This is a genomic window from Streptomyces sp. NPDC048277 (assembly GCF_040652235.1).
Lineage (GTDB): Bacteria > Actinomycetota > Actinomycetes > Streptomycetales > Streptomycetaceae > Streptomyces.
Map to the genome: position 1 here is coordinate 95,128 of NZ_JBEZLQ010000028.1, position 12,488 is coordinate 107,615.

Annotated in this window: 9 protein-coding genes and 1 pseudogene; 5 read left to right on the top strand and 5 right to left on the bottom strand. The window is 70.8% G+C overall.

What is annotated here, in order from left to right; all coding sequences use genetic code 11:
- Positions 1-15: 15 nt before the first annotated feature.
- The 3 genes from AB0D85_RS41975 to AB0D85_RS41985 all read left to right on the top strand — a co-directional run bounded on the left by AB0D85_RS41975 (position 16) and on the right by AB0D85_RS41985 (position 3,920).
- Positions 16-780 (top strand): DUF1707 domain-containing protein, encoded by a 765-nt coding sequence (locus AB0D85_RS41975; RefSeq protein WP_362332982.1) that lies wholly within the window; start codon positions 16-18, stop codon positions 778-780.
- A gap of 246 nt (positions 781-1,026) precedes the next feature.
- The gene (locus AB0D85_RS41980; protein WP_362333105.1) at positions 1,027-2,352 is read left to right on the top strand and encodes a DUF445 domain-containing protein; all 1,326 of its coding nucleotides are present in this window, start codon (positions 1,027-1,029) and stop codon (positions 2,350-2,352) included.
- Between the two features lie 77 nt (positions 2,353-2,429).
- Positions 2,430-3,920 (top strand): MFS transporter, encoded by a 1,491-nt coding sequence (locus AB0D85_RS41985; protein ID WP_362332986.1) that lies wholly within the window; start codon positions 2,430-2,432, stop codon positions 3,918-3,920.
- 173 nt (positions 3,921-4,093) lie between these two features.
- Here the strand turns inward: AB0D85_RS41985 and AB0D85_RS41990 are convergent, their stop codons facing one another.
- Entirely contained in the window at positions 4,094-5,566 is a 1,473-nt protein-coding gene (locus tag AB0D85_RS41990) for an alginate lyase family protein (protein ID WP_362332989.1), read from the bottom strand.
- 53 nt (positions 5,567-5,619) lie between these two features.
- On the bottom strand, positions 5,620-6,078 hold the full coding sequence (locus tag AB0D85_RS41995) for a hypothetical protein (protein ID WP_362332992.1): 459 nt from the start codon (positions 6,076-6,078) through the stop codon (positions 5,620-5,622).
- 206 nt (positions 6,079-6,284) lie between these two features.
- Here AB0D85_RS41995 and AB0D85_RS42000 point away from each other — a divergent pair, with 206 nt between their 5' ends.
- Positions 6,285-7,244 carry a helix-turn-helix domain-containing protein gene (locus tag AB0D85_RS42000; protein ID WP_362333108.1) on the top strand — a complete coding sequence of 320 codons (960 nt, stop codon included), beginning with the start codon at positions 6,285-6,287 and terminating at the stop codon, positions 7,242-7,244.
- Between the two features lie 103 nt (positions 7,245-7,347).
- Here AB0D85_RS42000 and AB0D85_RS42005 read toward each other — a convergent pair whose 3' ends face one another.
- The gene (locus AB0D85_RS42005) at positions 7,348-7,650 is read right to left on the bottom strand and encodes a hypothetical protein (RefSeq protein ID WP_362332995.1); all 303 of its coding nucleotides are present in this window, start codon (positions 7,648-7,650) and stop codon (positions 7,348-7,350) included.
- A gap of 193 nt (positions 7,651-7,843) precedes the next feature.
- Here AB0D85_RS42005 and AB0D85_RS42010 point away from each other — a divergent pair, with 193 nt between their 5' ends.
- Positions 7,844-9,589, top strand: coding sequence for an esterase (locus AB0D85_RS42010; protein WP_362332998.1), 1,746 nt, complete (start codon positions 7,844-7,846; stop codon positions 9,587-9,589).
- Between the two features lie 146 nt (positions 9,590-9,735).
- On the opposite strand, the pseudogene AB0D85_RS42015 reads toward AB0D85_RS42010, so the two are convergent.
- Together AB0D85_RS42015 and AB0D85_RS42020 are read right to left on the bottom strand one after the other, a co-directional pair.
- Positions 9,736-10,907 (bottom strand): annotated as a pseudogene (locus AB0D85_RS42015) (serine hydrolase domain-containing protein).
- A 26-nt stretch (positions 10,908-10,933) separates the two neighbouring features.
- Positions 10,934-12,202: an MFS transporter gene (locus AB0D85_RS42020; protein WP_362333001.1), complete on the bottom strand. Its 1,269-nt coding sequence runs from the start codon at positions 12,200-12,202 to the stop codon at positions 10,934-10,936.
- Positions 12,203-12,488: the final 286 nt, after the last annotated feature.

The following is a 12,488-nucleotide window of genomic DNA, read 5'->3' on the forward strand; positions in this document are numbered from 1 at the left end:
CGTAGTCTGCTCTGTATGACCGACGATGCTCCGGAACTGCGCGCTTCCGACGCCGATCGTGAACGAGTCGCCGAGGTCCTCAGGGACGCCCTCGCGGAGGGGCGGCTCGACATGGAGGAGTTCGAGGAGCGGCTGGAGGCGACGTACAAGGCCCGTACGTACGGCGAGCTGACGCCGATCACGAGGGATCTGCCCGTCGCGGCGGCCTCGCCGGCGGTGTCGTTGCGCAAGCCCCCGGTGGAGCGCGGCAGTTGGGGAAGCCGGATCGTGGGCGGCGAGGGTTCGTCGTCCTGGGCGGTGGCGGTGATGTCCGGCTTCCAGCGCAAGGGCCGCTGGACGGTACCGAGGCGCTTCGACTCCTTCGTGTTCTGGGGCGGCGGCGAGATCGACCTGCGCGAGGCGGACTTCGCCGACGGGGAGGTCGTGATCAACTGCATCGCGATCATGGGCGGGATCAGTGTGATCGTGCCCCCGGGTGTCGAGGTGGTGATGCGCGGCATCGGCGTCATGGGCGGTTTCGACGAGCGCGAGCACGACACGGCACCGGACCCGGGTGCCCCGAGGGTCATCGTGACCGGCTTCGCCTTCTGGGGCGGCGTCGAGGTACAGCACAAGATCACAAAGGCGGAACAGCAGCGTCTGAAGGAAGAACGCCGCCAGGAAAAACTGGACCGCAGGTCGGCCCGCCAGGAACTGGACGCGGCGCGGCACGAGTGGCGCCAGGAACGCCGAGACCACCGCCGAGCCGAACGCGACCGCCGAAGGCACGGCGACTACTGAGAGTCCCCGACACGGCGACCATCGATCGGCGGCAGTGCAGCCCACCCAGGGGCGCTGGGGGTACCCCCGGCCGAAGGCTGGGGGAGGAACTGCGCGCCCAGCCCCCACCGGCCCGCACGTGACCACCGGCCGGTCCGGCACCGCCGGGGCGCGGGAACTCTTCGTGCGTTCTGGGAGTAGGTCAGGAAGGGACAATATGTGCGGGATCACCGTGAGGGTGTGACCGGCTGCGAACGGGTGGAGCAGATGGCGGAACCTACGGAAACGGTGGACAGGGACGGCGGGGCCGCTGCCCCGTCCTACAAGTCCATGAACGCCTTCACGCCCGCCGACGCGGAGCGCCAACGCGGCGTACGGCGCATGAAGCGCACCGCGACCGGCCTGCTGCTGCTCGTCGCGCTGGTGTACGTCCTGGCCAAGATCGCGTCCGGCGCGGGCGCCGGCGTCTGGGCGGACTATGTCGCCGCGGCCGCCGAGGCCGGCATGGTCGGCGCGCTCGCCGACTGGTTCGCGGTGACCGCACTCTTCCGTCACCCCCTCGGCCTCCCCATCCCGCACACCGCGATCATCCCGACGAAGAAGGACCAGCTCGGCGTCTCGCTCGGCGAGTTCGTCGGCGAGAACTTCCTCTCCCAGGACGTCGTACGCCAGCGGCTGCGCTCCGTGGGCATCGGCAGCCGCCTCGGCACCTGGCTCGCGGAGCCGGAGCACGCCGACCGGGTGACGGCCGAGCTCGCGACAGCGCTCCGCGGGGCGCTCACCGTGCTGCGGGACTCGGACGTCCAGGCGGTCGTGGGCGAGGCGATCACACGGCGTGCCGACGCCCAGGAGATCGCCCCCGGCATCGGCAAGATGCTGGAGCGGATAGTCGCGGACGGCGGCCACAAGCGGGTCGTGGACCTCGTCGTCACCCGGGCGCACGACTGGCTGGTGCTGCACGGGGACTCCGTGATGGACGCCGTACAGGGCGGCGCCCCCGGCTGGACCCCCCGGTTCGTGGACCGCAAGGTCGGCGAGCGGGTCTACAAGGAGCTGCTGCGCTTCTGCGCCGAGATGCGGGACATGCCGTCCCACCCGGCGCGCGGTGCCCTCGACCGTTTCCTCACGGACTTCGCGAACGACCTCCAGTCCGACACCGACACCCGGGCCCGGATCGAACGGCTGAAGGGCGAGGTCCTGGGCCGCGGCGAGGTGCAGGACCTGATCGCGTCCGCCTGGACGGCCGTACGATCCATGATCGTCTCCGCGGCCGAGGACGAACGCAGTGAGCTGCGGCTGCGCGTCCGCGCCTCCCTGATCTCCCTGGGCGCCCGGATGGCCACGGAACCCAAGGTCCAGGAGAAGGTCGACAGCTGGGTCGAGGGCGCGGCCGTGCACGTGGTGACGACGTACCGCAAGGAGATCACGTCCCTGATCACCGACACGGTGGCCGGCTGGGACGCGGAGCACACCACCCGGAAGATCGAGGCGCACATCGGGCGCGATCTGCAGTTCATCCGGATCAATGGCACGGTGGTGGGGTCGCTGGCCGGTGTGCTGATCTTCACGGTGTCGCGGGCGCTGGGAGCGTAGCCGGCGCGCTTCGACCGCCTCGGGGCGGGCACCCGGCCGGGGTTCCGGTTGTCTGTCTTCCGGCCGAGGAGGCGAGCATGGCCACGGGTGCGAGCGCGGACGCGGCACGGGACGGCCGTACGATCACCACCCGTGTCCCGGCCCGTCTGGACCGGCTCCCGTGGTCCCGCTGGCACTGGACGATCGTCATCGGCCTCGGCACGGTCTGGATCCTGGACGGCCTGGAGGTCACGGTCGTCGGCAACATCGCGAGCCGGCTGTCCGAACCGGGCAGCGGACTCGCGATCTCCTCCGCCCAGGTCACCGGCACGGCCGCGGCGCTGTACGTGGCCGGCGCCTGCGTCGGTGCCCTCTTCTGGGGCCGGCTGACCGACCGGCACGGCCGCCGGAAACTCTTCATGGTCACCCTGGCGGTCTATCTGGCCGCCACGGCCCTGACCTCGATCTCCTTCGCCCCCTGGTGGTTCTTCACCTTCCGTTTCCTGACCGGCTTCGGCATCGGCGGCGAGTACGCGGCGATCAACTCCGCGATCGACGAGCTGATCCCCGCGCACCACCGCGGCCGCGTGGACCTGATCATCAACGGCAGCTTCTGGGTGGGCGCGGTGGGCGGCTCGCTGCTGTCGATCGTCGCGCTGAACACGGACCTGCTGCCCAAGGACGTGGGCTGGCGGCTGACCTTCGCACTGGGCGTCGTCCTGGGCCTGGTCATCCTGCTGGTACGGCGGAACGTCCCGGAGAGCCCGCGGTGGCTGCTGATCCACGGCAGGGAGCGCGAGGCGGAGGAGATCGTCGCCTCCATCGAACGCCGGGTGACGGCGGAGAAGGGGACGTCTCTCCCGGAACCGGCCGGCGAGCTGGTGATCCACCAGCGCAGGAGCATCACCTTCACGGAGATCGCCCGCACGCTCTTCCACGACTACCGCCGCAGGTCCGTGCTCGGGTTCTCCCTCTTCATCGGCCAGGCGTTCCTGTACAACGCGATCACGTTCGGCTTCGGCGCGATCCTCACGGCCTTCTTCGACGTGCCGACGGGCGACACGGGCTACTACTTCGTCGTCATCGCGGTGGGCAACTTCCTGGGCCCCCTACTGCTGGGCAAGCTGTTCGACACGGTGGGGCGGCGGGTGATGATCTCGTCGACGTACATCCTCTCCGGACTGCTGCTGTTCCTGACGGCGTGGCTGTTCGACCGGGGTGTGCTGACGGCGGGGACGCTGACGGCGTGCTGGTGCGCGGTGCTGTTCTTCGCGTCGGCGGGAGCGTCGAGCGCGTACCTCACGGTGTCCGAGATCTTCCCGATGGAGACGCGGGCGATGTCGATCGCGTTCTTCTACGCGCTGGGCACGGCGGCGGGCGGCATCAGCGGTCCGCTGCTCTTCGCCGACCTGACGGGAACGGGGAAGGTGTCGGACACGGTGCTGGCCTTCCGGATCGGCGCGGGCCTGATGTGCGCGGCGGGACTGGTGGCGGCGGCGCTGGCGGTGAACGCGGAACGGAGACCGCTGGAGGAGATCGCGACGCCGCTCACGGCTGCGCCGGGCGGGGCGGCGAAGGCGGACGCGTAGGGGTGGTCCGGTGGTGTGCGGACTGCGGGTGGGCGGGGGCTGGTCGCGCCCACGCGGCGGTAGCCGCACATTGACACGGCCCCGCGCCCCTGAAGGGGCGCTTCAGCCGCGGGCGGCACCCTGCCGGCGCCGGTGAGCGTCCCCACCCCACCCCCGCTCGGTCCCTGGGCCGCCTACTGACCGCCCCTGGCCCGTCGCCGCATCAACAGCAGTCCGCCGGCCAACGTCACGACCCCCGCGGCCGTGGTCCACCCCACGATCTCGCCCGCTCCCGTGGCAGCGAGGTCGTCGCCCTTGCTCTTGCCCGTTGCCGAGGCCGAGGCCGAGGCGGTGGCCAAAGGCGACGCCGATCCCAGCGCACTGGGCGCCGCCGTCGGACTCGGCGACGCCGAGCCCTTCGTCGTACCCGCCGTCCGGTCCCGCGTGAACGTCATTGTGCCGAAGCCCAGTTGGTCGTACCCCCCGCTGTTCGGCCCGTAGTCACCGCCCCCGCCCTCGGGTGCCGCCTTCGCCGCGATCTGGGTGACGTAGGTCGCCGAGAGGCCCCGTCGCTTGGTGTAGTGGTTGGCGATCATCGCCCAGATGGGACGCGTCATGGCCGGATCGACGCCCGCCGCGGCCGTCACCGTCTCGTTCCCCGACCAGCCCCCGATGGCGCCCTTCCGCCGCGTGTTCGCGGTGAACGGCACCTGCCCGCCCAGGCTCCACTTGGCGACGTACTGCGCCCCCTTGAGGAACCGGCTGTCGTCGTACCCGTACAGGTCGTACCCCTGGTTCCAGGCCATCTCGCAGAACGTGCCCATCAGCCCGACCCCGAGCAACGCGTGCCCCTGGTCGCGCCCCGCCTCCAGCCATTCGCCGAGCCCGTCGTCGTACACGACGGGAATCGCGTTCCTGACCGACCCGAGCCCGGCGCCGTTCTTGAAGTAGTCGACGGCGCGGGTGACTTGGGCGCGGTCGTCGCAGAGGATGCCGGTGGCGAGGACGCAGGCCATGTTGGCGAGGTCCCAGTTGGTCCAGTAGTTGGAGACGACGGCGTTGTTGTGCCGGACAAGGAAGTCGTCGCTCATCGCCCCGAACTGCTTGCTGAGCATCTCCTGGAAGCGAGCGAGCTCGAAGTCGCCGTGGTCGCGGACGAGTTCGGCGGCGTTGGCGAACTGGTAGCCGTACAGTCCGGCGGCAAGGAACCGGTCGGCGGAACCGTTCACGGCGGTGAGCGTCGAGGACCAGGCGTTGAGGATCGCGACGGCGGTGTCGGCGTACGCGCTCTCCCCGGTGACGTGGTACCGCAGGGCGTTCTGGTAGGCGGCGTGGATGTCGTTGTAGAGGATCGTGTAGTTCTGCGGGCTGCCCGCGCCCCGGTACACGACCGCCTGCGGCCGCGGCTGCCAGCCGCTCTGCGCGTGCCGGTTGGCGGTGAGCCTGGCGAACCCGGCCGTGTAGGGCGCGGCGCCCGCCTTCACCTTGGCGGCCATCCGGTCGAGATCGGTACGGGTGTGCAGCAGGCCGGGGTGGGCGAAGGAGCCGGTCCCGGTCCCGGCGGCGGTCGCGGTACCGCCCGCCGCGGCGATCCCGGCGGCGGCTCCCACCGCCACTCCCGAGGCCTTCAGCATGCTCCGGCGGCTGATCTGTCGAGTCGTGTGCATGCCCCCGGAGACGAACCGGCACGCCCCGCGATAACAGAAACCTGTGAAGCAGCTCAGGCTCCGGTCGTCGACCCCGGCCGCACGATCATCAGTACCGTCACGGCGGCCCAGAGCAGATTGAACACCCCGGTGAACATGGCCAGCCGGGCGGTCGCCTGCCGCGTGGCACCGCCCGCACCGGCCTCCAGCAGCGCGCTCTGCCGGGGCAGCACCAGCGCGGCGAGCACGAGTGCCGCGAGCGCCGTGAGTGCTATGGACACGATCAGCCAGGCGCTGCCGAGGACGTGCATGGTGCTCGCCGTGGCGAACCCGAACACGGGGACGACGACGCCGACGACGGCGTACACCCGGCAGATCCGGTACAGCAGCTGAAGGGTCTCGGCGGCCCGGACGTCGTCCGGCGCCTCGATGACGCGGCGGGCGGCGGGCGGGAACATGCTGGCGGCCACGGTGACGGGGCCGACGGCGACGATCGCCGCAAGGACATGGACGGCGAGGAGGAACTTGGTCACGGCCTCGACCGTAGGCGGCGGGAAGATCTTGCAGAAGCGGCAATACTGCCACCGCTCAACGGATTCCCGCCAGCCGTGCCGGCCTTACCTGTCACCCGCCGCGGATGGGAAGCCCCCCTGGATCCACCTGGGTCCCCCTGGATCCCCCTGGAACTTCCTTGAGCTCCCCGATTGGCGAGAACCCGTCGACCGGCTACGTTCCTGCCATGCACACCGTCGCCGTACTCGTCCTGGACCAGGTCGTCCCGTCGGACTTCACCGTGCCGATCGACACCTTCGGCTGGGCCCGGCTGCCCGACGGCCGGGACGCCTACCGGGTGCGGGTGTGCGGGCCGGCGGACGAGGTGACCGCGGCGGGCGGCGCGTTCACGATCAAGGCGCCGTACGGGCTGGACGCGCTGGCCGAGGCGGACACGATCATCGTGCCGGGCCTCGCCGACCCCACCCTCGCCCCGCCGGCCGAGGTCGCCGACGCCCTGCGCGCGGCGGCGGCGAACGGCACGCGGATCGCGTCGGTCTGCGTCGGGGCGTTCGTCCTCGCGGCCACCGGCCTGCTCGACGGCCTGCGCGCGACCACGCACTGGGCCGCCGCCGACACCCTGGCCGCGCTGTACCCGGAGATCGACGTCGACGCGAACGTCCTGTACGTCGACAACGGCCAGTTCCTGACCTCGGCGGGCGCGGCGGCGGCCATGGACGTGTGCCTGCACATGATCCGCAAGGACCACGGCTCGGCGGTCGCCGCGCACGCGGCGCGGATGTCGGTCATGCCGCTGGAACGGGAGGGCGGCCAGGCCCAGTTCATCGTCCACGACCAGCCGCCGGCCCCCGCCGGCGCCACCCTGGAGCCGCTCCTGGTCTGGCTGGAGGACAACTGCGGCCGGGACCTGACCCTCGACGAGGTCGCGGCGCGGGCCGGCATGAGCACCCGTACCCTCAACCGCCGCTTCCGCGACCAGACCGGCACGACCCCGCTGCAGTGGCTGCACCGGGCCCGCGTGCGCCGGGCCCAGCACCTCCTCGAAACCACCGGCCACCCCGTCGAACGCATCGCGACCCAGGCAGGCTTCGGCTCCCCGACGGCGTTCCGCGAACGCTTCCGCAGAGTGGTCGGCACCAGCCCCCAGGCATACCGGCGAGCGTTCCGCACCTCGGAAGCGCCCTAGCCAGAAAGCGCCCCGTAGGGGCGCGGGGAACTGCGCGCCCAGCCCCCACGGCGCCGCAGCGTCTCGACGGCCAATCGCGGCACCATCGGCACACCCAGCGGAGCTAGCCGCGGCGATCCGCAACCGCCCACGAAGCCAGCGCCACCGCACCCGCCACCCCGAAGACGGACGGCCAGGCGCCGACCTTCTTGGCCAGCGGATGCGACCCGGCGAACGCGGCGACGTACGCGGCCGACAGCGCCCCGGCGGCCTTCCCGCCCGCCTGCCGCCGCCACTGCTGCGCGGCGGCGGCCCCGGCGACGGCCAGCACCGCCCCGCCCAGCGGCCGCTTCTTCGTCCAGCGCGCCACGCCGTACCCGCCGACGAGCCCGCTCGCCGCGATCACCGAACTGGGAACCCTGGCCATGCCTGTCTCCTTCTGTCTGGAATCCGGCCGGATTTCCCGAGGCTAACGCGAGGCCGTCGGCCGCGCCGAGCCGCCCCCCAAGAGCCTTCTAACAAAATTATCATCGAAATTGTTAACAATCCTGGGCTCGTTGCCTACAGTCTGGGACTCGAATGAGCCGACCACGTAACCCGCTGCACAAGGAGGTCCACGGGTGGAAATCAACCGCAGAACCGTTATCCGGGGCGCCGCGGCCGTAGCCGCGTTCGGAATAGCCGAGGGCACGGCAGGCGCGGCTTTCGCCGGCACCTCATCGTCGAGCAGCTCGTCGAGCACGTCCTCGGCGTACTCGCTGGAGTTCGATTCCACCGCCTGGTCGTACGACTCGGCCAACGACGTGTACTACCAGATCGGGAAGATGTACGTCGCCGACCCGGCCGCGACGGACTACGAGAACCTGTCGATCTACGTGCCGGGCGCCTATCTGAAGGCCACCGCGAACAGTGACGGGACCACGTACACGGCGAAGGTAGACCCGAAGGGCACCCTCGGCGGCTACTCGGGACGCACGGCGCCGATCGTGATCCCGGTCAACACCCCGGGCTACGCAGGGCAGAAGCCGGCCACGTCGTACAGCTACAGCAGTGTGTCGCAGTACCTCGAAGCCGGGCACATCTACGTGTGGCCGGGCCTGCGCGGCCGGGACAGCTCGACCAGCGCCCGCTCCGACGCGGCCCCCTGGGGCGTGACCGACCTCAAGGCCGCGGTCCGCTTCCTGCGGTACAACCGGAGCGTCCTGCCCGGCAGCACGGACGACATCGTCCTGTTCGGCATGAGCGGCGGCGGCGCCCAGGACACCGTGGCGGGCGCGTCCGGTGACAGCCCCCTGTACCACCCCTACCTGCGCACGATCGGCGCGGCGATGGAGGACGCCCACGGCCGTCCCCTCAGCGACGCGGTCGCCGGCGTCATGGCCTGGTGCCCGATCACCAGCCTGCACGAGGCCAACCTGTCCTACGAGTGGAACATGGGCCAGTTCGCCTCGGCCGGCACGCGCGCGTCCGGCACCTGGACCAGCGCCTACTCGGCGGACCTCGCGAAGGCCTGGCCCAGGTACCTCAACCGGCTGGGGCTGCGCGACGAGCACGGCAGGCGCCTGGAGCTGACCGAGTCCGGCAGCGGCACCTACCTGGCCGGCAGCTACCACGACCTCCTGATCGAGGTGATCACCACCTCGCTGAACAACTTCCTGGCCGACAACACCTTCCCGTACACCATCACGACGATGGGCGGCCCGCCCGGATCGGGCCAGACCGGGTCCTCCACCACGTACCAGACGGTCGCCGACTACATCGCCTACCTCAACACCGACAGCACCTGGGTCACCTACGACGCCACGACCAACACCGCCACGGTGTCCGGCCTCGAAGGCTTCGTGAAGAGCCAGAAGACCGCGAGCAAGCCGGTCGGCGCGTTCGACGGTTACTCCCGCGGGCAGACGGAGAACAACGTCTTCGCGATGGGACTCGACGCCCCGGCGCACTTCGCGCCGCTCACCCGTGACGTCATCAAGGCGAACGAGACGGCGTACGCCACCTACTCCGACTGGGAGTCCGACTACGGCTCCGCGGCGTACGACAGCGACTTCGCCAAGAAGGACAGCGTCGGGAAGGACATGGCCTGGCGGGCCGACGCGTACAACCCGCTGTACTACCTCTCGCCCGCGTTCGACGGCTACCGCCGGTCGCGGCCGGCGCGGCACTGGCGTATCCGCACCGGCATCATGCAGGGCGACACCGCCAACACGACCGAGATCAACATCCTGCTGGCCCTGCGGAACTACGGCATCCGCGACGTCGACTTCGCCACTGTGTGGGCCCAGGGGCACACCATGGCCGAGCGCACCGGCGACTCGACGACGAACTTCATCAACTGGGTGGCGTCCGTCACCGGGAAGTGACCGCAGGCCCGGACAGCCCGGACGGCCCGGGCGCCCGACCGACGAGCCACGGTCGGGCGCCCGGCGCCACGGGGCCCGCTGCCCGGCGGGTGCTGCACGGTCACCCGGGCGGAAGACCGGCGACGAGCCGGCCGCGCGAGTCGCGGCTACGCCGTGGACTCCCGCACCGCGTCGACGAGGGAAGCCGCGCGCAGGTCCTCCGGCCCCTCGACGATGTGGTTCATCACGTACGCGAAGGCGATCCCGCGCTCCGGGTCGGCGAAGGCGAGCGAACCGCCCCGCCCCGGGTGCCCGAAGGCGCGCGGGCCGGTCATCCGGTCGACCTCGGTGGGCAGCATGTACCCCGACCCGAACCGGCTGGGAATCAGCAGCACCCGGTCGATCCCGGCGGCCTGTTCCGCGGCCGCCGACCCGACGGTCTCCGGGGTGAGCAGCCGTACGCCGTCCACCTCCCCGATCAGCGCGGCGTACATCCGCGCGAGTCCCCGGGCCGTGCCGATCCCGTTGGAGGAGGGGATCTCGGCGGCCTGCACCGCCGCCGAGTCGAAGTCGATCGCGGCGGGCTCGGTGACGGCGAAGGCCCGGTTGTACAGCGACCGGGGATCCCGCGTGGCGGCGACGAGCGCGCGGAACTCCTCGGGAACCACCTCCAGCGGTACGGCGTCGAGATCGGCCCCCGGGTCCTGGTACACCATCCGGCTGACCCGCCCCCGCTCGGCGTCCGGCAGCCCGATGAAGAAGTCGATCCCCAGCGGCCCGGCGATCTCCTCGGCGACGAACCGCCCCGGCGTACGCCCGTCCACCCGCCGGACGACCTCTCCGACCAGCCATCCGAAGGTCCGCCCGTGATACCCGTGCGCACTCCCCGGCACCCACGCCGGCCGCTGCACGGCCAGCGCGTCCACCATCGCCCGCCACTCCAACGCGTCCGCCACCGGCACCGCCGGCTCGACCGCGACCACTCCGGCCCGGTGCGACAACAACCACCGCACCGGGATCTCCGCCTTCCCGTTGACCCCGAACTCCGGCCAGTAGTCGGCCACGGGAGCGTCGAGGTCCAACTTCCCGCGCTGGGCCAGCAGATGAGCGGCGGTGGCGGTCACGCCCTTGGTGGCGGAGTACACGAGCTGCAGGGTGTCCCGCTCCCACGCCCGCCCGGTGTCCGGATCGGCGACCCCGCCCCACAGTCCACCACCGGCCGCCCGTCCCGGTACACGCACACTGCGGCCCCGATGTCCCCCCGCTGCTCGAAGTTGGCGGCGAACGCCTGACGCACACCCTCGAACCCGTCCGCGACTTCCCCGTGGATCATCGTCATGTTCTCCAGTCTGGCAGCGCTCCAGGTCACGGCTGACCGGCGGTCACGCGCATGACGGGCTCACCGCGGAGCCTCGTGAACGTGACGATCAGCGCGGCTGCCTGGACGAGCGCGCAGACCAGCAGGATCTTGTCCAGGTGCGGTGGCGGAGTGAGCGCGACGAGAACGCCCGCCGCGGGGAAGGGCAGCAGCAGGAGCATCATGGTCAGCGAAAGCGTGGCGCCGAGCGCCGTGGGCGGGATGATCAGCGAACGCACGGTGCGCAGCACGACCGTGAGACCTCCGTCGCCCGCCATGAAGAGCGCTGTCAGGGCGGTGTAGGAGACGAACGACGGCGCCTGGGGAATGGCCAGGCAGGCCGCGGCGGCGAGCGTCGAGGACACGACTCCCACGCCCCACAGGTCAAGACGGCTCAGCGCGAGCCGGCAGCCCGTGACCGCCAGCAGGGTCGCCACCGCGGCGACGGACCACAGGGTGCCGACGCTCGCGGAGGAGCGGCCGAAGGTCTCCACCACGATCACCGGGCTGGCGGACTGGAGCAGGCCGAGGGCGAGGTTGGAACAGGCCAGACCGGCCACCAGCCAGCCCAGGGCGGGCAACGTCAGCAAGGTGCGCAGCCCTGTCCGCAGACCGCCGTCCTTTCCCGCACCGTACGTGTGTGCGGACCGCAGCGGGGTCGGCGGAGTCTGCAGGCCGAGTACGGCCGCCATCAGCGACACCGCGCTCAGACACCCGAGCAGCCATTCCGGTCCGGCCAGCAGAAGGAAGCCCGCGAGCAGCGGACCGGCGACCGTGGCCGTCTGGTCGATGCCGATGAGGACCGCTTGTATCCCGTGGGGGCGGTTCTGCTCCCGCCGGGTGACGACCGCACCGACGGCCTCGTTGGCGACGAAACCGAACTGGGACAGCGTGCCGGTCACGGCGGCCAGAAGCAGGATGACCGCGGTCTCGGTGGTGCCCCGCGGAAGCATGGTCACGGCGACCACCGAGACCGCCAGCACCAGGGCCCGTCCGGAGGAGGCCAGGAAGCACACGATCGCCGCACCGCGCCGGTCCACCACGTTGCCGGCGAGGGTGAACGCCGCGATCCGCGGTATCCACTCCAACGCGAACGCGAGGCCGGTCAGGGACGCGGAACTGGTGACGGTCAGGACCAGAAGCGGCATCCCGTACGTCGACATGGAAAATGCCAGCGCGTCACTCGCGCGTGGACCGTAGATTCGCCGAAAGAGACCGCCGGTGGGGACGGCGGCGTGCCGGCCGACAGGCAGGCTCTCACGCACGGTGATGGTCACAAAAAGGAAGACTCTCGGTGAAGGTGTGTCGAGGGGGGCGAGAAAAACAACAAACCGTCCACATGGCAAAGAAATTGCGGGCTTATGGACGGCCCCCGTGACAGTCGCTCAAGACAGTACGCACCGGCCCGAGTTCCGTCTACACCGCCAGAACTCTCCTGCAAGCACCGTCACTTGACGGCTGAACTATAGCGGTTTCGCGAGAGGGGATGCCGTATCCGAGTGGACATTTCTCCACGGAAAGCGTTATGTCCTTTCTGATTCGAATCTCCTGACCGAAAGGCAC